Source organism: Affinirhizobium helianthi, assembly GCF_042680945.1.
Lineage (GTDB): Bacteria > Pseudomonadota > Alphaproteobacteria > Rhizobiales > Rhizobiaceae > Neorhizobium > Neorhizobium helianthi.
The window spans coordinates 344034-366194 of record NZ_JBHUEQ010000015.1 but is presented as its reverse complement, the minus strand read 5'-3'; the positions used below and the strand labels follow the sequence as shown (position 1 = coordinate 366194).

Here is a 22161-nt window from a genome sequence, read left to right as displayed (position 1 = left end):
CACAATCAGCCTATCAGCCCGTGCCACCGATCTTGATGAGCGTCACAACATAGAACAACAGCACGAGACCGCCGAGTACCAACCCTAGTGCGATATTGCGACCGCGACGCGACTTCTGCTGCTTCTCACTGAGCTTTACGGTGTCCTTCACAGCAAGCCTCCGACATCGCCAAACAGCATAGCGCCTGTATGCGATAGGAGCAGGCCACAGAAAATCACAAACAGATACAGCACGGAGTAAGCGAACATTCGCTTTGCCGGCGCCATCTTCTCGTCGCCATCCGGCATGCGCCAGACGGCGATGGAACAGATCACAAAAATCACACCGAGTACGCCGCTGAACACGCCGTAAGCCATGCCAGCCAAACCCGTAAAGGTCGGCGCAACGGCGATGACGGCGGTCAGTACGGCGTAAACCACAATTTGATGCTTGGTTGAGCGTTCACCCGCTACATTTGGCATCATCGGCACACCAACGGAACCGTAGTCCCGCATCTTGAACAAGGCCAGGGCCCAAAAATGCGCTGGTGTCCAAAGAAAGATAATCAGAAACAGAATCAGACTGTCGAGTGAGACGCCGCCAGTGACGCAAGCCCAACCTATCATGGGCGGGAAGGCACCGGACGCGCCGCCGATCACGATATTCTGCGGCGTCGATCTCTTCAGCCACATTGTATAGACAACGGCATAGAAGAAGATTGTGAAAGCCAGCAGAGCCGCAGCGAACCAGTTGACGGCCAAACCGAGGATAACAACTGAGAATGTCGACAAGGTAAGGCCGAATGCGAGCGCCTCGCGCGGTTGTATACGTCCCGCCGGGATCGGTCGACGGGCCGTCCGACTCATGACCGCATCGATATCGGCGTCGTACCACATGTTGAGCGCACCGGATGCCCCGGCCCCGACCGCAATGCAAAGGATGGCAATCGCGCCAAGGACGGGATGGATGCTGCCTGGAGCCAGAACCAGCCCGGCGAAGGCCGTAAAGACGACAAGCGACATGACTCGCGGCTTCAGAAGTTCGAAGAAATCCCGCGCGCCAGCTTCGGATAGAAGGATTTCTCCCTCCTGTCCAAGATTTGCGTGGTGATCGATTGCGGCCATGTCAATTTCCTGATCTCGATGGAGGCGGCGCACCAAGGTGCGCCGCTTTCATAGTCTTGCGCTTACTTGATGCGCGGCAGTTCTTCCCACTGGTGGAACGGTGGCGGCGAAGAAAGCTGCCATTCCAATGTCGTTGCACCTTCGCCCCACGGATTGTCGCCAGCGACACGCTTGCGAGCGAAAGCTTCCCACACACCGTAAAGGAAGATCAGCACGCCGACGAAGGAGATGTACGAACCAATAGAAGATACGTAGTTCCAGCCGGCGAATGCATCCGGATAGTCGATGTAGCGGCGCGGCATGCCAGCCAGACCGAGGAAGTGCTGCGGGAAGAACACCAGGTTCACACCCACGAACATAACCCAGAAATGCAGGTTCGCGATGGTCTCTGAGTACATGTATCCGCTCATTTTCGGGAACCAGTAGTACCAGCCGGCGAAGATCGCGAAAACAGCACCAAGAGACAGAACGTAATGGAAGTGAGCCACAACATAATAGGTGTCATGAAGCGAGCGATCGAGACCCGCATTGGCGAGCTGAACGCCCGTGACGCCACCAACCGTGAAGAGGAAGATGAAGCCGATCGCCCAAACCATAGGTGCACGGAAACTGAGGGAGCCTCCCCACATCGTTGCAATCCAGGAGAAGATCTTCACGCCCGTTGGTACGGCAATGACCATCGTTGCGAAGACGAAATAGCGCTGCGCATCGAGAGAAAGACCGACCGTATACATGTGGTGAGCCCAGACGATGAAGCCGACAGCACCAATTGCAACCATGGCATAGGCCATGCCAAGGTAACCGAAGACCGGCTTCTTCGAGAAGGTCGACACAATATGGCTGATGATGCCGAAACCGGGCAGGATCAGGATGTAGACTTCCGGATGGCCGAAGAACCAGAAAAGGTGCTGGTAAAGAATCGGATCACCACCGCCCTCAGGCGCAAAGAAGGTCGTGCCGAAGTTGCGATCGGTCAGCAGCATGGTGATGCCACCGGCCAGAACCGGAAGCGACAGCAGCAGCAGGAACGCCGTAACAAGAACGGACCACGCAAACAGCGGCATCTTGTGCAGCGTCATGCCCGGTGCGCGCATGTTGAGGATCGTCGTGATGAAGTTGATCGCGCCAAGAATCGAGGAGGCACCGGAAACGTGCAGCGCGAAAATCGCGAGATCGACTGCCGGCCCCGGCTGACCAGAGGTCGCAAGCGGCGGATACATGGTCCAACCGCCACCAGCACCATAAGCACCTGCCGGCCCCTCCACAAACATGGAAAGAACAAGAAGCAGGAATGCAGGCACGATAAGCCAGAAGGAGATGTTGTTGAGGCGTGGGAAAGCCATATCCGGCGCGCCGATCATGATCGGGATCATCCAGTTGGCGAAACCGCCGATCAATGCTGGCATGACCATGAAGAAGATCATGATCAGAGCGTGAGCAGTCGTGAACACATTATACATGTGCTTGCCGCCATCGATGGCAGCGTCACCCTCAAAACCGTAAACCATGGAGGCAAGTCCATGGAAAATCTGGATACCAGGATCCTGAAGCTCCATGCGCATGGCAACGGACATCAGGCCGCCGACAATACCTGCCATGATCGCAAAGATCAGGTAAAGGGTGCCGATATCCTTGTGATTGGTCGAAAACAACCAGCGGGCAACGAAACCCGGCTTGTGATGATCGTCATGCACATGCGCATCGTGAGCGGCATGGTGATGACTGTCGTGTGATGATGGTCCAGCCATTGTCCCCACTCCCCCTTATTTCGTCTCGGCCGAAGCGAGCTTCAAACCGTTCTTCATGTCGAAGGCAGCCATCAAAGCCTTGTTCGCTGCAGGCAAATCCTTGGCGGCATCCGCCAGCCAGGCCTGGTACTGCTGCTCCGAAACGATACGGATAGCAATCGGCATGTAGGCGTGATCCTTACCGCACAGTTCCGAGCACTGGCCGTAATAGAGGCCTTCTTTCTCGGCGCGGAACCACGTTTCGTTCAGGCGGCCCGGAACTGCGTCGATCTTCACGCCGAAGGCCGGCATCGCAAAAGCGTGGATAACATCTGTCGGCGCAGCCGTTACAAGCAGACGCACGGTCTTGTTGACAGGCAGCACCAACTCATTGTCGACAGCGAGAAGGCGAGGATAGGCCTTGACGTCTTCCTTCCCCAAGGAAGCACGGTCCGTTTCCTTCAACATATAACTGTCGAAAGAAACAGTGTTCTCAGCTCCTTCATATTCGTAGGACCAGAGCCACTGCGTCGCAGTTGCCTTCACCGTCACATCCGGATTTTCCGGCATCGTCAACTGTGCGTTCAGCAAGTTGAACGATGGGATTGCCAGGAACAGCAAAATCACAACCGGACCGAGGGTCCAGATAACCTCGATGGCGGTGTTATGGCTTGTCTTGGAAGGTACCGGATTGGCGCTCGAACGGAACTTCAGGACCACCCACACGAGAAGCGCCAGCACCAGCAGCGTTATCGGCACGATGAACCAGAGGCTATAATGTGAGAACCAACGGATCTCATGCATGATCGGCGTAACGGCCTGCTGCAGATCCAACTGCCACGGCACTGGTTGATCCGCCCCCGCCGTGGAGGCGAAGAGCAGACAGATCGTCGCAGCCAAGGCTGCACAAGCTCTGTTCATCGATTTTCTCTCCCCTTGCGTTTGATCCAGATCAGATCGCAACGCAAATTCCCTATCTATAGATCGTCGTTTCAACCACAGAATCAGCGGAGCCGCAATATGCTCAACGGTGTCTGTCTCTGCCTGAGCGTGCGGCATTTTTGCCGGCTGTCAAATTTTCGTCGAAAACAGGCGGAAATCCGGGCTTCGTCCCCGATCCGTATTTTCGCCGCAGTCGGTTGAAATGAGGTGAGGGCTTTTCATTCCCGCTCCCTGGCGACAAGAATAGCGCGACTGATTCGTACAACAGAGGTATTCATGCGTTTTCCCACCCTGTGCGCCGCAGCTGTGGCAGCACTGCTGCCGGTTGCACTTGCGGTGTCCCCGGCACTGTCCCAGACTCCACAGACGGGAGACAAGCAACAGCGGCAAACTGGTGCCGCTCAGGCTCCTGGTCAACAAAGTTCTCCGGCAGCACCTGGTACCGTTCGCGAAAGCCATGGTGCCTGGTCCATTCTTTGCGACAAGCCTGCAGGCTCCAGCGTCGAACAATGCGCGATGATGCAAAACGTCATCGCCGATGACCGACCGGAAGTCGGCCTTTCCGTAGTCGTTTTGAAAACGGTCGATCGAAAGGCACGCATTCTGCGCATCCTTGCGCCTCTTGGCGTTCTGTTGAAGGATGGCATGGATCTTTTTGTCGATGGAAACAACATAGGCCGCGCCTATTTCACCCGCTGCTTCTCCGAAGGCTGCTATGTTGAAGTTGAAATTGACGATGAACTTCTGAAAATCCTGCGCGCAGGCAAGAATGCGGTGTTTGCATTGCGTGAGGCGGTGGATCAGGATCGCGTCGGCATTCCCATCGAGCTGAATGGCTTCGCCCAGGGATATGATGCGCTGCCGTGAGGTTGGCGCTGCCAGCCTCCCTTGCGCCCATGATGCGCTCAGCCTACATGCGACTTTAAGGACGGGGTTGCTAAAACGACCATCCCGGCCAGCGCGAAGGAGTTTCCTGCATGACCACGGATCTGTTGAACCTGTTCGATTGTGACGAAGCGCAGCTGCGCCTCATGCTTGCAAAGGCGCTGGATGGGGCTGACGACGGCGAGTTGTTCATCGAACATGCCCAGGCAGAGGCACTCACCTTCGATAATGGCCGCCTGAAGGGTGGCTCCTTCAACACGGACCAGGGATTTGGTCTGCGTGCGGTCGCTGGCGAAGCGGTAGGTTATGCGCATGCAGGAGAGCTTTCCGTTAGCGCCCTTTCGCGCGCGGCTGATGCAGTGAAGGCCGTTACCCGCGGCTATTCCGGTAGCTATGCAGCCGCGCCACAGCGCACCAACAAAAAGCTCTATGGCGATGAAAATCCCATCGGCTCACCGAGCTTCGAAGAGAAGGTTGCGCTGCTGACAGAGATTGACGCCTACCTGCGCGCGAAGGACCCGAAGGTACGGCAGGTGACGGCTTCGATTGCCGCCAGTTGGCAGGTCGTGAATATTCTGCGTGCCGACGGCCATCTTGTCACCGATGTCAGACCCATGACGCGCGTGAATATTTCCGTGGTCGTGGGGCAAGGCGATCGTCAGGAAAGCGGCAGTTCCGGCAAAGGCGGGCGCATGGGGTTGGCCGAGTTCGTCCTGAATGGCAACTGGAGGGGCGGCGCGGATGAGGCGCTTAGACAGGCTTTGGTCAACCTCGAAGCCATGGAAGCCCCTGCAGGCACTTTCGATGTTGTGCTGAGCTCCGGCTGGCCTGGAGTGATGCTACACGAGGCCGTCGGTCACGGTTTGGAAGGCGATTTCAACAGAAAGAAAACCTCCGCCTTCGCGGGCCTTCTGGGAGAAATGGTTGCAGCACCGGGTGTGACCGTTGTCGATGACGGCACGATGGACAACCGCCGCGGCTCCATCACCATCGATGATGAAGGCACCCCTTCCGGCTACAATGTGCTGATCGAAAATGGCAGGCTGGTCGGATATATGCAGGACAGGCAGAACGCCCGCCTGATGGGCATGAAGCCGACTGGAAATGGCCGTCGGCAAGGCTATGCCTACCAGCCAATGCCGCGCATGACGAACACCTACATGCTGGGTGGCGACAAGACTCCTGAAGAGATCATCGCTTCGGTGAAAAAGGGCATCTACGCCGTCTCCTTTGGCGGCGGGCAGGTCGATATCACCTCCGGCAAGTTCGTCTTTGACTGCACCGAAGCCTACATGATTGAAAATGGCAAAGTCGGCGCGCCGATCAAGGGTGCGATGCTGATTGGAAACGGCCCAGATGCCATGAAGCGGGTTTCCATGGTCGGCAATGACATGGCGCTGGATAGCGGGATTGGCAATTGCGGGAAGGCCGGCCAGTGGGTGCCCGTTGGCGTCGGCCAGCCGCATTTGCGAATGGATCAGGTAACGGTCGGCGGCACCAAGGCGTGAGGAGCAATTCGCTCGTACCTGAACTGGCCGTGTCGGACTGGCGGCGTAGTCGTCGCTTCTACTGTGACCTGATCGGTTTTTCAGTCGATTACGAGCGTCCGGAAGAGGGCTTTAGTTTTTTGAGCCTCAACGGTGCACAGTTGATGATCGATCAGATCGGTCTTGGGCGCACCTTTGGCGATCAGGCTGATTTCGATCCGCCGCTTGGTCGGGGGTTGAACCTTCAGCTGCGCGTCGAGAGTGTGACAACGATCATCCGTCGGCTTGAAGCGGCTTGTTATTCACTGCATCTGCCGCTGGAAGAAAAATGGTATCGGCGCGGCGATGAGGAAATGGGCAATCGACAGTTTGTCGTCGCCGATCCGGACGGCTATCTCTTGCGGCCCTTCGAGGATTTGGGTATTCGGCCTTTTTGAAGGCAGATAATCATGCTCAAACTTCCCCGCCAACCAAAAGCCGTCATCTTCGATATGGATGGCCTGTTGCTGGATACCGAGATCCTGCATCGGCAGTCCATCATCTCCGCCGCGGGCACGCTGGACCTGCCAATCGGCCCTTCGATTTATGAAGGAATGCTGGGCCGCCCCTGGATCAGCATCGCTGAACTCCTGCGCGACCATTACGGATCAGCCTTCGACGCTGATGGATTCCGCCATATCTGGCTCGATCACTTTCACCAGCTAGCAGAAACCCAGCTTCGGCCGAAAGCCGGCGCACTCGCCTTGCTGGATCTGTTGGAAGCCAATGATGTTCCGCGGGCGTTATGCACGTCTTCGGCGCATTTCCAGGTCGATCATCACCTCGGAAAACTGGGCATCCGACACCGCTTTACCCATATTCTGGCTCATGGAGACTACCAGCGGGGCAAGCCACATCCAGACCCCTATCTTGAGGCGGCAAAAAGGCTTGGCGTCGCACCGGCCGATTGTCTTGCGCTGGAAGATTCCTTCAACGGTATTCGCAGCGCCGCAGCGGCCGGAACAATGGCAGTGATGGTCCCAGATCTTCTGCAACCGACACCGGAAATCCTTTCCCTTTGCGCCGATGTGGCCCAGACATTGGAGGATTGCCTTCTGCTCTTCGATCAACAAGCCTTTAACAAGAGTGCCTGACACGGACCCGAAAAAGCGGGGCGGCGATCACGCTGGCAGATGGCGGGCATCAAAGTAACTGATTGGAACGCTGGAGGAGACCGGCCTAAAGAGGAGTTGTCTCCTGCCTCATTCAGCGCCCTCGTGCCTGTTGATGAGCAGTGCCCACGGAAGGATATGGTTGTGACCATTACATCAGCACTCACCAGGCATTTGAAAAAGCCTGAGCTGTTTTCCAATCTTGCGGGCGTTCCCGAAGGGGATTTGCAGAGCCTGCCGAAGTTTGCGGTCTTCGATCCCGCCACGGGTGACGTGCTGGCAGAGCTTCCTGATATGGGTATTCCACAGGTTGCCTTAGCTATCGACCGTGCTCATGCCGCCCAGGCGCAATGGGCCGCACTGACGGCACGCCAGCGTTCCGATCTTCTGTGGGAATGGCACCGACTGATCTTGCAGCATAGCGAAGACCTCGCATCCATCCTGACGGCGGAAATGGGCAAACCCTTTACGGAAGCCAAATCGGAAGTTGCTCATGCGGCAGCCTATCTGCAATGGTATGCGGAAGAGGCCAACCGGATTTACGGCGAAACGATTTCCGCGCCATCGGTCGATCGAAGGATGATCGTCATCAAGCAGCCTGTTGGCGTGGTGGGTGCCATCACGCCGTGGAATTTCCCTGCATCCATGATCGCGCGGAAAATATCTCCAGCACTTGCCGCTGGCTGTGCCGTTGTCGTTAAACCGGCCGAACAAACGCCCCTTGTCGCTGGCGCCATGTTTGCGCTCGCGCGCATGGCGGGCTTTCCTTCAGGCGTCCTGAATCTCATTTATGCTTCGGAAGGCGCTTCGGTCGGCTACGAGCTTTGCACCAATCCGAAGGTGCGAAAGATCAGTTTCACCGGCTCGACGGAAGTGGGGCGCTTGCTGATGCGCCAATGTTCCGATCAGATCAAACGCGTCAGCTTCGAGTTGGGGGGCAATGCACCATTCATCGTGTTCGACGATGCAGATGTCGATGCCGCTGTCGATGGCGCCCTTCAAGCCAAATTCCGCAATGCCGGGCAAACCTGTGTTTCGGCCAATCGACTTTATGTGCAGTCTGGTGTCTTCACGGAATTTGCGGAAAAATTCACGGCGAGGGTCGGTGAACTTAGGGTCGGAAACGGCTTCGATCCTGGCGTTTCCATCGGGCCTTTGATCGACACGCGCGCCCTTGCAAAGATGCAGTCACACATCGCCGATGCCATCGAGAAAGGCGCCGTGGTTCGATGTGGCGGAGAGCCCGTCAGTGCCGATGGCACATTCTTCCAGCCCACGGTCATCACCGAAGTGACCCGCGACATGCGCCTGGCTCAGGAAGAAACATTCGGGCCCCTCGCCCCGATTATCCGCTTCGAGGATGCCGATCAGGTGGTCGCCGAAGCCAATGATACGATTTACGGCCTTGCAGCCTATTTCTACGCGTCCAATCTCAAGCGTGTTTGGCATGTGGCCGAGGCGCTCGAATATGGCATGGTCGGCATCAATACGGGCCGAATGTCCTCGGAAGCCGCGCCCTTCGGCGGCATGAAACAATCCGGCATTGGGCGCGAAGGCTCACGCCATGGCTTGGAGGATTATCTCGAAATGAAATATCTCTGCATGGGCGGTCTTTGAAGATGGAGCAGCGGTAAAAGCCCTGCCCCATCTCCTCAGCCGGGCGAAATACCGCTGCGCACTCTTCTCAGGTAAATGCTCTAGATGCCAGTCATCCTTGGGCGGAGAGGAATGCCTCGGTTTCCACCAGGTCCAGCTGGACAGAGAAACGTTTTGCCAGCAGATCAATGGCGGCATCATGGGTTTCGTCGGTACCGCTACACACCGCGTCTGACAGAACCACGATACGGAAACCAAGATCGATGGCACCCAGAATCGTCGAAAGCACGCAGACATCCGTCTCTCCACCGGAGACAACGAGGGTGCGAACCTGATCACGGGCCAGTTCCTGCGCCAACAGCCCCTCCAGCCAGGGAGAATAGACCATTTTATCGATGATACGCGCCGGTGGCGCAAAGCTTTGAAGCTCCGGCACCAGTTCAAGCATCTCGGGCGGCAAATGCTCGCCCGTCATCATCCACCATTTTCGATAGTAATCACTCCACGCGCCGACAGCCGTTTGGGCTGACCGAGGGGGAATGAAGCGGGTAAAGACGGTGCGTTCGCTGTGGTGGCGCGCAACCTCAATCACTTGTGGGAGAACCCTCCCCATCCAGGGCACCTGCCATGGCGTCTCTTCCGCGAAGATGCGCTGCATATCGATGCAAAGGTGCCGCCAATTCTCTGAAATTTTCATCGATCACTCCTTGTCCGGCACAAAACCGCAGAAGGAGTGGAAAGTTCAGTTGCAAACCGGACGCCAAACCGCTGACGCAGGTCTTTTGGACCTGCTTTAACCCTTCGGTACGTTCTCCTGCAATTCCTTCAGCCAGACACGGGCATTGCCATCCGAGGGCGCGCGCCAATCCCCCCTGGGAGAAAGCGATCCGCCCGAAGTGACCTTTGGCCCATTGGGCGAAGCCGACCGCTTGAACTGACTGATGGTAAAGAAGCGAAAGAGAAACGTCTCCAACCACTTCCGGATGGTTGCCAGATCGAATTCCCGCTTCTTTGACTCCGGGAAATAGGCTGGCCAATTTCCGCGCTCCACATCGCCCCAAGCCTGCAGTGCGAGATAAGCGACTTTCGACGGCTTCAATCCGAAGCGGGTGATATAGAACAGGAAGAAATCATGCAGATCGTAGGGGCCGATCTTGTCTTCGGTACTCTGCATTGCTCCGCTTTCGTCGGTCGGCACCAGTTCAGGCGAGATAATCGTATCGAGAATGCGACCGAGGGTCTCACCAGTGTCCGGGCTGAACAATTCCGAACGAATGACCCAGCGAATGAGATGCTGGATGAGCGTTTTGGAAACGGAGGCATTGACGTTGTAGTGGCTCATCTGGTCGCCGACGCCATAGGTCGACCAGCCGAGCGCAATTTCCGAAAGATCGCCGGTTCCCAGAACAAAGGCGTTTCGCTGATTGGCAGCACGGAACAGGAAATCGGTGCGCAAGCCCGCCTGAACATTTTCGAAGGTCACATCATAGGCAGGCTCACCGTTGGAGAAGGGGTGATTGAGGTCCTTCAGCAGCTGGGTGGCCAGCGGCCGTATATCGACCTCTTCTGCCGTCACGCCAAGGCCACGCATCAATGCCCAGGCATTGCCCTTTGTTTCGTCACCAGTGGCAAAACCGGGCATGGTGAAAGCAAGAATATCGGAACGGGGCCAGCCCAGCCGGTCGTAAGCGCGGGCAGCCACCAGCAGAGCATGTGTGGAATCAAGCCCGCCGGAGACACCAATGCACAGCTTTCGAATGCCCGTGGCCTGCAAACGCTTCATCAGGCCCTGGACCTGGATATTGAAGGTTTCGTAGCAATCCTGATCCAGCTTGCTGTGATCGGCTGGAACGAAGGGGTAGCGCGCCAGGGGGCGGATCAAGTCCGTTGCAGCCATTGGCAGGGTGAAATCGAACATGACCCGCCGGAATGTCTTTCCCGGTCTCAGGTGCAGCGTTGCAGCGTCATTGAAAGTGCCGGTGCGAAGCCGCTCGAGTCGCAGCCTCTCAAGATCGATATCCGCAATGCACATCTGGGAACCGGAGGGGAAGCGTTCCGTCTCTGCCAGTAGTTCTCCAAGTTCATAGATGCAGGCCTGACCATCCCAGGCGAGATCGGTCGTGGATTCGCCCGGCCCCGCTGCGGAATAAAGATAGGCTGACCACGTGCGTGAGGACTGCGCCGAGCACAGCAGGCGGCGCGTTTCCGCCTTACCGACGGTAATGTTGCTGGCAGACAGGTTCGCCAGAATGAGCGCTCCCGAAAGGGCGCCGAAATCGCTTGGCGGTGCCGGTGCCCATAGGTCTTCGCATATCTCGACGTGAAAAATGAAATCCTTCACCGTGCTTGCTGCAAATTGCAGATCAATGCCGAAGGGCACCACCTGGCCGGCAACCGTCATTTCCGCTTCCCGAACGGAGCGCCCGGACGCAAACCAGCGCTTTTCATAAAACTCGCGATAATTCGGCAGATGCGTCTTCGGCACAATGCCGAGGATACGGCCTGAATGGATAACGACTGCGCAGTTGAAGAGCCGTCCCTCATGACGCAAGGGCGCACCCACCAGCAGAACCGGATTGAGGCTTCGGCTTTCCTCCACCATATAGGCGATGGCGTGTTCGACAGCATCAAGCAGCGCATCCTGCCCGAAAAGATCGTCAATGGCATAACCGGAAAGCGCAAGCTCCGGAAAGACCATCAGCGACACGTGCTTTTCATGTCCCTCGCGTGCCAGTTCCAGCATGGATTTTGCATTGAACTGCGGATCAGCCACTTCACTGGCGGGCGTGCAAGTGGCGCAACGCACGAAGCCGTGGCGGAAGGGCGAGTGGAACTCCATGAAAACTCTCCTGATACCGATGCCGCGTCTTTCGGCACGTTTCTGCTTATAGGTAAAATGAGCGGTCGGGGAAAGTCGGCAAGGAGGACCTTGGCAATGTACGGCTTATGACATCGACGTGGCGGGGCGCTTCACCTTCTTTGGTTTGAATTCCACCAGAAGCGACTTCAATTCGATGTCGCGCACGCGACGCGACGCTTCATCAGGACTGACCCACGCAATGCGTCGCTCTCCTTTTTCCTTGAAGCGATCCTGAACCTCGTTCACCTCAATCTGGAATACATCGACGACACAGGGCACCACGTCGCCGTCATCCAAAAGCTTCAGATAGGTGTAGCGGCCAATGGGCTTTTTCTTCACAGCGCCGCGCACGCCCGCTTCTTCCCAGGCCTCCGTCGCCGCAGTCTGATGTGGCTTTTTGTGCTTGATTGGCCATCCCTTGGGTATCACCCAGCGACCGCTGTCGCGAGTCGTAACCAGAAGGATCTGGATTTCACACTCAATACGGCGAAAACAGAGCGCGGCATATTGCTGACGGAAACCGCCGTCGAACAGCTTTTCAGGAACACGCGCAAGCTGTTGCAGGAGTGAGCGCGGCTTGCCTGAGCCGGCTTTACGGTTTTTCCCGGATTGGCTCATATCACTGGATAAAGCTGGATAGTGCGCAAGCAGAGATTGCCCTGTCTGCGATCATGACACATTTATGACCGCAAATTGTACCGGGAAGGTTGAAGGTCATGATGAGCATTTTCCGTAAGTTGATGCCGCGCGAGGACAAGTTTCTCGACATGTTCTGTCAGCATTCCAAAACCGTCGTGGGCGCAGCCGAAGCCCTGAATGATCTGCTGCACGGAAAGGATGTTAGCGGCAATTGCCAGCGTATCGTGACGCTGGAGAATGAGGCCGATGACATTACCCGGGAGGTGCTTCTCGCCGTCCGTTTGAGCTTTATCACACCATTCGACCGTGGCGATATCAAAGATCTCATACAGTCCATGGATGATGCCATCGATATGATGCACAAGACGGTGAAGACAATCCGTCTGTTCGAAAAATCAAGCTTTGACCCTCTGATGCAGCAGATGGGCGAGGAAATCGTCCAGGCAGCGCATCTTATCGCAGAAGCAATTCCTCTTCTCGACAAGGTAGGCAGCAACGCCCAGCGCTTGGCCGCGATAACAGAAGAGATTACGCGGGTTGAGGGCCGCTCGGATGATCTGCACGATCAGGGCCTCAAGGACCTGTTCCACCAGCACGGCGCAAGCGGCAATGCCATGGCCTACATGATTGGCAGCGAAATTTACGGCGAACTGGAAAAGGTGCTGGATCGTTTCGAAGACGTAGCCAATGAAATCAGCGGCATCGTGATCGAGAACGTGTAATGGACGCGCAACTTGCATTGCCCATTCTTGCCGGTCTCATCGCCGTCGCCCTGTTTTTCGATTTCCTGAACGGTCTCCACGACGCCGCCAACTCAATCGCCACGATTGTCTCCACTCGCGTTTTACGCCCCCAATATGCTGTGGCCTGGGCTGCCTTCTTCAATTTTATCGCCTTTCTGTTCTTTGGTCTTCACGTTGCTGAAACACTCGGCACCGGCATCATCGATCCATCCATTGTGTCGCCGCAGGTGATTTTTGCGGCGCTGATGGGTGCAATCATCTGGAACATCGTCACCTGGATTTTCGGCATTCCATCCAGTTCATCACATGCTCTGGTAGGCGGCCTGGTGGGCGCCGGGCTTGCCAAGGTCGGCTTTCAGTCCATCGTCTGGAGCGGACTTCTGAAAACCGCAGGCGCCATTTTCATGTCTCCGGCCATTGGCTTCTTTCTGGCGCTGGTGCTCGTCCTCATCGTCTCATGGCTCTTCGTGCGGCAGACCCCCTTTGCAGTGGATCGAACATTCCGTTTCATGCAATTTGTATCGGCCTCGCTTTACTCCCTCGGACATGGCGGAAACGATGCGCAGAAAACCATGGGCATTATTGCCGTTCTGCTGTTCAGTCAGGGGCACCTGGGCGACACATTCTACGTTCCGTTCTGGGTTGTCATTTCCTGCCAGGCGGCCATGGCCCTCGGCACGCTTTTCGGCGGCTGGCGAATTGTCCACACCATGGGCTCGAAGATCACCAGGTTAAACCCGATGCAGGGCTTCTGCGCGGAAACAGGAGGTGCCTTGACGCTGTTTGGCGCAACCTGGCTTGGCATCCCGGTGTCGACCACGCATACCATCACCGGCGCAATCGTTGGTGTAGGTGCCGCACGCCGCGTTTCCGCCGTGCGTTGGGGACTGGCCGGAAACATCGTGATCGCCTGGATCGTGACGCTGCCCGCAGCAGCCTTGATCTCCGCCGGGTTCTATTTTCTGGTCGGCCTGTTCGGCTAAGCCAAGGGCCGTGCTCAGCCTGCCCGTTCGGCTTCCCCGGGTTGGAACCGGGCAATCAATTGGTGCCGCTCGCCGGGATAGGTCAACCTGACCTGCGTGACCGGGCCGGCAGAGCCCCAGGTGCGGCGCTCGATAACCAGGCAGGGAGCGTTCTTTGCGATCTGCAAGCGCCTGGCCGTCTCCGCAGTCGCGGCAATTGCCTGAATGCGATGTTCAGCGGCATTCCACGGAACGCGGGCCAGAAGCCAAGGCCCCGGCGCATTTTTCTCAAAATCAGCAGCTTTCGCATCGGGTACGGCATCGAGGTTGATCAGGCGATCCTCGACGCAGAAAATGCTGGAACCCGCAAAATGCAGGCAGGACAGCTGCAGAATGGGCGCGCCTTCCTCCACGTCGAGCTTTGCCAGATCTTCCCGATCAGCGACACGTTGCTGCTGGGAAAGGAGTTGGTAGGAATAGGCTTGCTTGAGGGAACGCACCTCGGTTTCGATGTCATGAATTTCGAGCACCGCAGCCTGTGCAACAGGCTGGGCCACGAAACTGCCAGACTTCTTACGCCGCTCTATCATTCCGGATCGAGCAAGTTGCGTCAGCACCTTGTTCGCCGTCATGCGTGAGCAGCCATAGTGTGCGGCCAGGTCGATCTCAAAGGGCAAACGATGCCCCGGCGGCCATTCACCGGACAGGATTTTCTGCTCCAGATCGCCCAGAATACGGCTGTGGAGCGTCCCGTCTTTTTCTGCACTCATAACTGCAATAGCTCCTGCATGGCGGTTCGGAAGTTCCTGCTGATCTTCTCACGTTGGTGGTGCCGACCTTGGCTTACCCATCTGATGCCATTCACCCATACGCAGTCAATCGAAACTCCTTGTCCGAAAATCCATGAATCAAGGATCTGATCGCCGCGAAGGTACGGCGCAGCAGAGAGATCCAGCGAAACCAGATCAGCCATCGATCCTGCTTCCAGCGGTTTTAGTCCAGCCAGTGCCCGTGTGCCGCCCGCGAGCGCGGCCTCGAACAACGCCCGGCCCGTAGATTGATTCGGTAGTGCCATGGCATTGCGAACGCGTTCGCCGAGGCGCTGGGAATATTCAAGCTGTCTCAATTCATCCGCCACGGAAATGAGGACGTTGGAATCAGAGCCGACACCATAGAAACCTCCGGCATTGCGGAAACGGATGCCATCAAAAATGCCGTCGCCAAGATTGGCCTCCGTCACAGGGCAAAGGCCTGCAACTGCGCCGGTTTTCGCAAGGTTGACGGTTTCAGCCTCAGACATATGTGTGGCGTGGATCATGCACCAGCGGGCATCGACCGGCATAGCATCCAGCAGCCACTCGACAGGACGTCGACCAAGGTGCCGAAGGCAATCCTCGACTTCCCGCGTCTGCTCCGCAACGTGGATATGGATTGGTCCGCCATCGGCAAGTGGAAGTATGCTGTGCAACTCTTCCGGCGTGACGGCGCGAAGGCTGTGCGGCGCTATTCCCAGGCGTCCATCAGGAAGCCGTTTCACGAGGTCACGGCAGGCATCCATCTGCAGCGCAAAATCATCGACAGAATGAATAAAACGGCGCTGCTCCGGTGTCGGCAGCTGTGCGCCAAAGCCTGAATGCGCATAGAACACGGGCAGGAGCGTGAGCGAAATTCCGGTTTCGACGCTGGCTGCCGCAACGCGTTCCGCCATCTCGGCAATATTGGCATAGTGGCCGCCATCGCTATCGTGATGCAGATAGTGAAACTCCCCGACCCGGCCAAATCCCGCTTCCAGCATTTCCATGTAAAGCTGGCTGGCCACGGCTTCCACCTGTTCGGGCATGAACCTCAGCGCCAACCGATACATCAACTCGCGCCAGCTCCAGAAACTGTCACTGCCAGGGCCGCGTGTTTCGGCAAGGCCTGCCATGGCTCGTTGGAATGCATGGCTGTGCAGGTTTGGCAGAGCAGGAACAACAACCTTATGCTTCTCGTCCTGCGCCTCAGGCAAGACTCCCTCTTCGATCGTCTCTATGCGTCCGCCAGCAATTTTCAGGCGAACATTTTGTCTCCAACCTGCTGACGAATAAAGGCTTTCGATGTGGAGGCTAAGGCTCATGGCGGCGTTCTCCGTCGGCTGATGGAAAAAATTGGCTTGCGTGGATCATTATCATGTCTATACATTATCCGCAAATGGAAGGTGGAGCCATATGGAAAAAGATCGCTCAATGCAGACTTGGAAAGCAGCAGAGCCCGCACCTTCGCTATGGGTCGATGCACGCATCGCAACCATGGCAAAGCACGGCACATCCATCGAAAAGGGAGCCGTGGTCGTCCAGAATGGCCGCCTGGCCTTTGTCGGGCCAGAGAGCCAGCTGCCAAAGGATCTCCCCAAAGATATTCGTCAAATCGATTGCGGGGGCCGCTGGCTCCTGCCCTCCTTCATCGATTGCCACACGCATCTGGTTTACGGCGGCAATCGCGCCATGGAATTCGAAATGCGCCTTGCAGGGGCAAGCTATGAGGAGATTGCCCGCGCAGGCGGCGGCATCATCTCCTCGGTGAAAGCAACCCGCGCTCTCGATGTTCAGCAACTTGTCGAACAGTCCCTGCCTCGGTTGGACACGCTCATTGCTGAAGGTGTTTCCACAGTCGAGATCAAGTCCGGCTACGCTCTGAACATTGAGGGCGAACTGAACATGCTGCGTGCGGCACGCAGACTTGGCCAGATGCGGCCCATCCGCATCGCGACCACGTGGCTTGCTGCCCATGCCACACCCTCGGAATACAAGGGCCGCAATGGTGACTATCTCCGCGAAGTCGCGCTTCCGGGTCTGCACGCTGCCCATGCTGAAGGGCTGGTCGATGCGGTGGATGGCTTCTGCGAAGGCATCGCCTTCTCGCGGGATGAGATAGCGCTGGTATTCGATGAGGCGCGAAAGCTCGGTCTTCCCGTGAAGCTTCATGCAGAACAGCTTTCTGACCTGAAAGGTGCAAGGCTTGCCGCCTCCTATGGCGCACTTTCTGCCGATCATCTGGAATATCTGGCCGAGGAAGACATCCCGGCGCTTGTTCAGGCAGGCACGGTCGCAGTGCTTCTTCCCGGCGCCTTCTACACATTGCGGGAAAAACAATTGCCTCCGATAGGGGCGCTGCGTCGGGAGAGCGCTGCCATTGCTCTCGCGACCGATAGCAATCCAGGCACATCTCCCCTCACCTCACTCCTGCTCACGATAAACATGGGTGCCACGCTTTTTGGGCTGACGGTGGATGAATGCCTTGCTGGCGTAACCCGTGAGGCTGCCCGTGCCTTGGGAATTTCTGCCGAAACCGGAACCCTCGAGGTCGGCAAAGCCGCCGATTTCACAGTGTGGGACATCGATCGCCCCGCAGAGCTTGTCTACCGAATGGGCTTCAACCCGCTGCGTGCAAGGGTTTGGAACGGCCACATCACCTCAACTTTGATGGCAGGAGAGATTTGAATGACCATAGTTCTTCACCCAGGCAGCGTGGAACTGACAGACCTTGCCCGCATCTACTGGCACGGAGACGCTGCCGTTCTGGATCGCAGCTTCGATGCCAGGATTGAAAGGGCCGCGGCCCGCATAGCCGCGATTGCCGCAGGCAACGAGCCCGTCTACGGCATCAATACCGGCTTTGGAAAACTCGCTTCCATCAAGATTGATGCCGCCGATACTGCCACCCTTCAGCGCAATCTCATCCTTTCCCATTGCTGTGGCGTCGGCTCTCCGCTGCCGGAAAACATCGTCCGGCTGATCATGGCCTTGAAGCTCATTTCCTTGGGCCGCGGGGCATCCGGCGTCCGTCTGGACCTGATCCGCCTGATCGAAGGCATGCTGGAAAAAGGGGTAACGCCTCTCATTCCCGAGAAAGGTTCTGTCGGCGCATCCGGCGATCTTGCCCCTCTGGCGCACATGGCTGCGGTGATGATGGGCGAGGCAGAAGCCTTCTACAAGGGTGAGAGATTGCAGGGTGGCGAAGCGCTTCGCCGCGCGGGCCTCGCACCCGTTACGCTGGCTGCGAAAGAGGGACTGGCTCTCATCAACGGAACTCAGGCTTCCACCGGCCTTGCTCTGGCGGGCCTTTTCCGGGCGCATCGTGCAGCACAGGCAGCACTTATCACCGGCGCGCTATCAACCGATGCCGCGATGGGCTCCTCCGCCCCCTTCACCGAAGACATTCATACGCTGCGCGGCCATAAGGGGCAGATCGACACAGCCGCAGCCCTTCGTCGTCTGCTGGAAGGCTCGGTTATCCGCCAAAGCCATCTGGAAGGCGACGAACGGGTACAGGACCCCTACTGCATTCGTTGTCAACCGCAGGTGGATGGTGCCTGCCTGGATCTGTTGCGCATGGCTGGCCGCACGCTGGAAATCGAAGCCAATGCCGTGACGGACAATCCGCTCGTTCTGTCGGATGACAGCGTCGTTTCCGGCGGCAATTTCCACGCGGAACCGGTTGCCTTCGCTGCCGATCAGATTGCCATTGCCGTGTGTGAAATCGGGGCGATTGCCCAACGGCGTATCGCACTGCTTGTCGATCCTGCCCTGTCCTACGGACTGCCCGCGTTTCTCGCCAAGAAGCCGGGGCTGAACTCCGGGTTGATGATTGCAGAAGTCACTTCTGCGGCCTTGATGAGCGAAAACAAGCAGATGTCGCACCCGGCCTCGGTGGATTCCACGCCGACTTCAGCCAACCAGGAGGATCACGTTTCCATGGCATGCCATGGTGCACGGCGTCTGCTCCAGATGACCGAGAATCTCTTCTCCATCATCGGCATCGAGGCCCTGACGGCAGCACAGGGCGTTGAGTTCCGCGCGCCGCTCACGACAAGCCCGGAACTGCAGAAGGCCATGACGGCACTGCGCCAAGTTGTTCCGACGCTCGAAGAAGATCGCTTCATGGCACCGGATCTGGAAGCGGCCGGCCAGCTTGTGGCCAGTGGCGCGCTCACGGCCAGCGTCTCGGATGGCTTGCTGCCCGCGCTGGAGGGATAAAGATGAGCGTCTTCGAAGTCACCCATGGCAGCTCGCCGGTCATTCTGGCCTTTCCACATACGGGCACAGACGTTCCCCCGGATATCTGGGATCGTCTGAACGATAACGGAAAGCTGCTGGCCGATACGGATTGGCATATTCACGAGCTTTACGCAGGGCTTTTGCCAGATGCGACCACCGTGCGCGCCACATTCCATCGCTATGTCATCGACGCAAACCGCGATCCTTCCGGCAACAGTCTTTATCCCGGCCAGAATACGACGGATCTTGTTCCGCGCACGGATTTCGACGGCCAAGCCATCTGGAAGCAGGGCGAAGAGCCAACTACGGCGGATATCCGCATCGCTCTGATGGATTTCCACGCGCCCTACCACGACGCGCTTCGCGCCGAGATCGAGCGTGTGAAGGCTGAACACGGCATTGCCGTGCTCTATGACTGCCATTCGATCCGCTCTCACGTTCCGTTTCTGTTTGATGGCAAGCTGCCGGATTTCAACATCGGCACCGATATGGGGCGCACCTGCGATCCGGCGATCGAAGCCGCAGTCAGAGACGTTGCGGCGGATGCAGATAATTACACGTCAATCCTCAACGGGCGGTTCAAAGGGGGTTGGACGACGCGCCACTACGGAACGCCGCAAGCTGGCATTCACGCCATTCAGATGGAGTTGGCGCAATCCACGCATCTGCGCAGCGAGGCACCTCCCTTCACCTATGACACCGCGAAAGCGGAGAGGCTGCGCGTCCATTTAAAGACTATTCTCACAAAAATCGAAGCCATTGCGTTCGAGCTGAAGAACAAGGGGACCAGACGATGAGCAACCCACGCCATAATATTCGTGACGTTCGCGCCGCGACCGGAACAGAACTCTCCGCCAAAAGCTGGATGACCGAAGCGCCGCTGCGCATGCTGATGAACAATCTCGATCCCGATGTCGCAGAGCGCCCGCATGAACTGGTCGTTTATGGCGGCATTGGCCGTGCAGCCCGCACCTGGGACGATTTTGACCGGATCGTCGAGACGCTGAAGACACTGACGGAAGAGGAGACGCTGATCGTCCAGTCCGGCAAGCCGGTCGGGGTGTTCCGCACCCACAAGGACGCGCCACGCGTGCTCATCGCCAACTCCAACCTCGTGCCTCACTGGGCAACCTGGGATCACTTCAACGAGCTGGACCGCAAGGGCCTTGCCATGTACGGCCAGATGACCGCCGGATCGTGGATTTATATCGGCACGCAAGGCATCGTGCAGGGAACCTATGAGACCTTTGTAGAGGCCGGACGCCAGCACTACGGCGGCAATCTGAAGGGCAAGTGGATCCTCACTGGCGGTCTCGGCGGCATGGGCGGCGCACAGCCTCTCGCCGCTGTCATGGCTGGCGCTTGCTGCCTTGCGGTGGAATGTGATGAAACGCGTATCGATTTCCGCCTTCGCACCCGTTACGTCGATGCCAAAGCGCACACTCTGGATGAGGCACTGGCGCTTATCGATCAATGGACCAAAGCGGGCGAGGCAAAATCCGTCGGCCTTCTCGGAAACGCCGCTGAGATCTTCCCGGAACTGGTTCGTCGCGGCGTGAAGCCGGATATCGTGACCGACCAGACGTCTGCTCACGATCCAATCCATGGCTATCTTCCCGCTGGCTGGACCGTAGCCGAGTGGCGCGCCAAGCAGGAATCCGACCCGAAGGCCGTGGAAGTGGCATCGCGTGCTTCCATGAAAGTGCATGTGCAGGCCATGGTGGATTTCTGGAACAGGGGCGTGCCGACGCTCGATTATGGCAACAATATCCGCCAGCTCGCATTGGAAGAAGGTCTCGAAAACGCCTTCGCCTTCCCCGGCTTCGTTCCTGCCTATATTCGTCCGCTGTTCTGCCGCGGCATTGGCCCCTTCCGCTGGGCCGCCCTCTCAGGCGATCCGGAAGATATCTACAAGACGGATGCCAAGGTGAAGGAACTGCTGCCCGATAACAAGCATCTGCATAACTGGCTGGACATGGCGCGTGAGCGCATTTCCTTCCAGGGTCTGCCCGCACGCATTTGCTGGGTCGGCCTTGGAGACCGCCACAAGCTGGGGCTTGCATTCAACGAAATGGTGCGCAATGGCGAATTGAAAGCTCCGGTCGTCATCGGTCGCGATCACCTCGACTCAGGCTCGGTTGCCTCGCCGAACCGCGAAACCGAAGCGATGAAAGACGGCTCCGATGCCGTTTCCGATTGGCCGTTGCTGAATGCGCTGCTCAACTGTGCCTCGGGCGCAACCTGGGTTTCGTTGCATCATGGTGGCGGCGTTGGAATGGGCTTCAGCCAACATTCCGGCATGGTGATCTGCGCAGATGGCACCGATGATGCGGCCCGCAGGCTTGAGCGCGTGCTTTGGAACGATCCGGCCACGGGCGTCATGCGCCACGCGGATGCGGGCTATGACATTGCCCTGGATTGCGCCAAGGAAAAGGGCCTGCGGCTTCCCGGCATTCTTGGTAACTGAACCATGCAGGTTCTTCGCGCGGCAGAATACATTCGTATGCCCTGGAAGAACGGTGGTGGTGAGACGGCGCAAATCGCCGTCTTTCCCGCCAATGCGGATCTTTCCGATTTTCACTGGCGCATCAGCATGGCAACTGTTGCAACAGATGGCCCCTTTTCGTCTTTTCCGGGCATAGACAGAACACTGACCATCCTTTCCGGTGAGGGGATGGAACTGGCTATAGAGGGAGAGCCCCTTTACCGGCTTTCGCCGACATCGGAACCGCTGGCGTTTCCGGCGGACAAGCAGACATTCGCCAGGCTGCTGGACGGAACCGTCGTGGATCTGAATGTCATGACAAGGCGCGGTCTGTGCGACCATTCGGTCAAGCGGCATATCCTACCACTGACGCTGGAACCATCCCCGCATCTGAGGCTGGTTCTATGCCTCGACGAAGGAGCCAAACCTGCGCAGACAAGCCTCGCAAAGCACGATTCGCTTCTCATCGAACCGCATGAGCCGGAGGTAACTATAGCTGGTTCCGGCTCTGTGCTCATCGCTGAAATCAAGAGGAAGTGAGGTC

21 protein-coding genes are annotated in these 22161 nt (G+C 57.6%); 12 read left to right on the top strand and 9 right to left on the bottom strand.

Annotation, left to right across the window (positions count from 1 at the left end; genetic code table 11):
- Positions 1-13 precede the first annotated feature (13 nt).
- From ACFSE1_RS09275 to coxB, 4 genes are all read right to left on the bottom strand, one after another.
- The gene (locus tag ACFSE1_RS09275) at positions 14-151 is read right to left on the bottom strand and encodes a hypothetical protein (RefSeq protein WP_377399717.1); all 138 of its coding nucleotides are present in this window, start codon (positions 149-151) and stop codon (positions 14-16) included.
- Positions 148-1104 carry a heme o synthase gene (locus tag ACFSE1_RS09270; protein ID WP_377399714.1) on the bottom strand — a complete coding sequence of 319 codons (957 nt, stop codon included), beginning with the start codon at positions 1102-1104 and terminating at the stop codon, positions 148-150. Before ACFSE1_RS09270 ends, ACFSE1_RS09275 begins: the two co-directional genes overlap by 4 nt.
- A 62-nt stretch (positions 1105-1166) precedes the next feature.
- Complete coding sequence (gene ctaD / locus ACFSE1_RS09265; protein ID WP_377399711.1) at positions 1167-2852, bottom strand: cytochrome c oxidase subunit I; 1686 nt, start codon at positions 2850-2852, stop codon at positions 1167-1169.
- A gap of 15 nt (positions 2853-2867) precedes the next feature.
- Positions 2868-3752 (bottom strand): cytochrome c oxidase subunit II, encoded by an 885-nt coding sequence (gene coxB, locus ACFSE1_RS09260; RefSeq protein WP_377399708.1) that lies wholly within the window; start codon positions 3750-3752, stop codon positions 2868-2870.
- Positions 3753-4049: 297 nt separating this feature from the next.
- Here coxB and ACFSE1_RS09255 point away from each other — a divergent pair, with 297 nt between their 5' ends.
- The 5 genes from ACFSE1_RS09255 (at position 4050) to ACFSE1_RS09235 (ending at position 8913) form a co-directional block, all read left to right on the top strand.
- Entirely contained in the window at positions 4050-4640 is a 591-nt protein-coding gene (locus ACFSE1_RS09255; RefSeq protein WP_377399705.1) for an invasion associated locus B family protein, read from the top strand.
- Between the two features lie 110 nt (positions 4641-4750).
- The gene (gene tldD, locus ACFSE1_RS09250) at positions 4751-6166 is read left to right on the top strand and encodes a metalloprotease TldD (RefSeq protein WP_377399702.1); all 1416 of its coding nucleotides are present in this window, start codon (positions 4751-4753) and stop codon (positions 6164-6166) included.
- Positions 6163-6582, top strand: a complete 420-nt coding sequence (locus ACFSE1_RS09245; RefSeq protein WP_377399699.1) for a bleomycin resistance protein — start codon at positions 6163-6165, stop codon at positions 6580-6582. The genes tldD and ACFSE1_RS09245 overlap by 4 nt, the downstream gene beginning before the upstream one ends.
- Positions 6583-6594: 12 nt before the next feature.
- Positions 6595-7278 (top strand): HAD family hydrolase, encoded by a 684-nt coding sequence (locus ACFSE1_RS09240; protein WP_377399696.1) that lies wholly within the window; start codon positions 6595-6597, stop codon positions 7276-7278.
- Between the two features lie 162 nt (positions 7279-7440).
- Positions 7441-8913, top strand: coding sequence for an NAD-dependent succinate-semialdehyde dehydrogenase (locus ACFSE1_RS09235; RefSeq protein ID WP_377399693.1), 1473 nt, complete (start codon positions 7441-7443; stop codon positions 8911-8913).
- A gap of 91 nt (positions 8914-9004) precedes the next feature.
- On the opposite strand, the gene ACFSE1_RS09230 is transcribed toward ACFSE1_RS09235, so the two are convergent.
- From ACFSE1_RS09230 to ACFSE1_RS09220, 3 genes are all read right to left on the bottom strand, one after another.
- Complete coding sequence (locus ACFSE1_RS09230) at positions 9005-9589, bottom strand: cysteine hydrolase family protein (protein ID WP_377399690.1); 585 nt, start codon at positions 9587-9589, stop codon at positions 9005-9007.
- A 96-nt stretch (positions 9590-9685) separates the two neighbouring features.
- Positions 9686-11731 carry an NAD(+) synthase gene (locus tag ACFSE1_RS09225; RefSeq protein ID WP_377399687.1) on the bottom strand — a complete coding sequence of 682 codons (2046 nt, stop codon included), beginning with the start codon at positions 11729-11731 and terminating at the stop codon, positions 9686-9688.
- A gap of 105 nt (positions 11732-11836) precedes the next feature.
- Positions 11837-12370, bottom strand: a complete 534-nt coding sequence (locus tag ACFSE1_RS09220; protein WP_377399684.1) for an NUDIX hydrolase — start codon at positions 12368-12370, stop codon at positions 11837-11839.
- Positions 12371-12468: 98 nt separating this feature from the next.
- Here ACFSE1_RS09220 and ACFSE1_RS09215 point away from each other — a divergent pair, with 98 nt between their 5' ends.
- Both ACFSE1_RS09215 and ACFSE1_RS09210 read left to right on the top strand, forming a co-directional pair.
- A complete protein-coding gene (locus tag ACFSE1_RS09215; RefSeq protein ID WP_377399681.1) occupies positions 12469-13113 on the top strand; it encodes a DUF47 domain-containing protein in 645 nt (214 codons plus the stop codon).
- Positions 13113-14117, top strand: coding sequence for an inorganic phosphate transporter (locus tag ACFSE1_RS09210; protein ID WP_377399678.1), 1005 nt, complete (start codon positions 13113-13115; stop codon positions 14115-14117). Before ACFSE1_RS09215 ends, ACFSE1_RS09210 begins: the two co-directional genes overlap by 1 nt.
- Positions 14118-14131: 14 nt before the next feature.
- On the opposite strand, the gene hutC is transcribed toward ACFSE1_RS09210, so the two are convergent.
- Both hutC and ACFSE1_RS09200 read right to left on the bottom strand, forming a co-directional pair.
- Entirely contained in the window at positions 14132-14866 is a 735-nt protein-coding gene (gene hutC / locus ACFSE1_RS09205) for a histidine utilization repressor (protein WP_377399675.1), read from the bottom strand.
- Entirely contained in the window at positions 14863-16212 is a 1350-nt protein-coding gene (locus ACFSE1_RS09200; RefSeq protein ID WP_377399672.1) for a formimidoylglutamate deiminase, read from the bottom strand. The genes hutC and ACFSE1_RS09200 overlap by 4 nt, the downstream gene beginning before the upstream one ends.
- 109 nt (positions 16213-16321) lie before the next feature.
- On the opposite strand from ACFSE1_RS09200, the gene hutI reads away from it, so the two are divergent.
- From hutI to ACFSE1_RS09175, 5 genes are read left to right on the top strand one after another with little or no spacing between them, the layout of a single operon-like run.
- Positions 16322-17575, top strand: coding sequence for an imidazolonepropionase (gene hutI, locus ACFSE1_RS09195; RefSeq protein WP_377399669.1), 1254 nt, complete (start codon positions 16322-16324; stop codon positions 17573-17575).
- Complete coding sequence (gene hutH / locus ACFSE1_RS09190; protein ID WP_377399666.1) at positions 17576-19111, top strand: histidine ammonia-lyase; 1536 nt, start codon at positions 17576-17578, stop codon at positions 19109-19111.
- A 2-nt stretch (positions 19112-19113) separates the two neighbouring features.
- The gene (hutG, locus tag ACFSE1_RS09185) at positions 19114-19929 is read left to right on the top strand and encodes an N-formylglutamate deformylase (protein ID WP_377399663.1); all 816 of its coding nucleotides are present in this window, start codon (positions 19114-19116) and stop codon (positions 19927-19929) included.
- The gene (gene hutU / locus ACFSE1_RS09180) at positions 19926-21599 is read left to right on the top strand and encodes a urocanate hydratase (RefSeq protein ID WP_377399660.1); all 1674 of its coding nucleotides are present in this window, start codon (positions 19926-19928) and stop codon (positions 21597-21599) included. The genes hutG and hutU overlap by 4 nt, the downstream gene beginning before the upstream one ends.
- Positions 21600-21602: 3 nt before the next feature.
- A complete protein-coding gene (locus tag ACFSE1_RS09175; RefSeq protein ID WP_377399657.1) occupies positions 21603-22157 on the top strand; it encodes a HutD/Ves family protein in 555 nt (184 codons plus the stop codon).
- The last annotated feature ends 4 nt before the right edge of the window (positions 22158-22161 follow it).

What these genes read in the sequence shown, in the direction of transcription:
- ACFSE1_RS09230 (WP_377399690.1), bottom strand. Translation starts at nt 9,589, where the DNA reads ATGAAAATTTCAGAGAATTGGCGGCACCTTTGCATCGATATGCAGCGC.
- hutI (WP_377399669.1), top strand. Translation starts at nt 16,322, where the DNA reads ATGCAGACTTGGAAAGCAGCAGAGCCCGCACCTTCGCTATGGGTCGAT.
- ACFSE1_RS09225 (WP_377399687.1), bottom strand. Translation starts at nt 11,731, where the DNA reads ATGGAGTTCCACTCGCCCTTCCGCCACGGCTTCGTGCGTTGCGCCACT.
- ctaD (WP_377399711.1), bottom strand. Translation starts at nt 2,852, where the DNA reads ATGGCTGGACCATCATCACACGACAGTCATCACCATGCCGCTCACGAT.
- ACFSE1_RS09175 (WP_377399657.1), top strand. Translation starts at nt 21,603, where the DNA reads ATGCAGGTTCTTCGCGCGGCAGAATACATTCGTATGCCCTGGAAGAAC.
- ACFSE1_RS09200 (WP_377399672.1), bottom strand. Translation starts at nt 16,212, where the DNA reads ATGAGCCTTAGCCTCCACATCGAAAGCCTTTATTCGTCAGCAGGTTGG.
- hutH (WP_377399666.1), top strand. Translation starts at nt 17,576, where the DNA reads ATGACCATAGTTCTTCACCCAGGCAGCGTGGAACTGACAGACCTTGCC.
- ACFSE1_RS09210 (WP_377399678.1), top strand. Translation starts at nt 13,113, where the DNA reads ATGGACGCGCAACTTGCATTGCCCATTCTTGCCGGTCTCATCGCCGTC.
- ACFSE1_RS09215 (WP_377399681.1), top strand. Translation starts at nt 12,469, where the DNA reads ATGATGAGCATTTTCCGTAAGTTGATGCCGCGCGAGGACAAGTTTCTC.
- hutG (WP_377399663.1), top strand. Translation starts at nt 19,114, where the DNA reads ATGAGCGTCTTCGAAGTCACCCATGGCAGCTCGCCGGTCATTCTGGCC.
- tldD (WP_377399702.1), top strand. Translation starts at nt 4,751, where the DNA reads ATGACCACGGATCTGTTGAACCTGTTCGATTGTGACGAAGCGCAGCTG.
- ACFSE1_RS09270 (WP_377399714.1), bottom strand. Translation starts at nt 1,104, where the DNA reads ATGGCCGCAATCGATCACCACGCAAATCTTGGACAGGAGGGAGAAATC.
- coxB (WP_377399708.1), bottom strand. Translation starts at nt 3,752, where the DNA reads ATGAACAGAGCTTGTGCAGCCTTGGCTGCGACGATCTGTCTGCTCTTC.
- ACFSE1_RS09255 (WP_377399705.1), top strand. Translation starts at nt 4,050, where the DNA reads ATGCGTTTTCCCACCCTGTGCGCCGCAGCTGTGGCAGCACTGCTGCCG.
- hutC (WP_377399675.1), bottom strand. Translation starts at nt 14,866, where the DNA reads ATGAGTGCAGAAAAAGACGGGACGCTCCACAGCCGTATTCTGGGCGAT.
- ACFSE1_RS09240 (WP_377399696.1), top strand. Translation starts at nt 6,595, where the DNA reads ATGCTCAAACTTCCCCGCCAACCAAAAGCCGTCATCTTCGATATGGAT.
- ACFSE1_RS09220 (WP_377399684.1), bottom strand. Translation starts at nt 12,370, where the DNA reads ATGAGCCAATCCGGGAAAAACCGTAAAGCCGGCTCAGGCAAGCCGCGC.
- hutU (WP_377399660.1), top strand. Translation starts at nt 19,926, where the DNA reads ATGAGCAACCCACGCCATAATATTCGTGACGTTCGCGCCGCGACCGGA.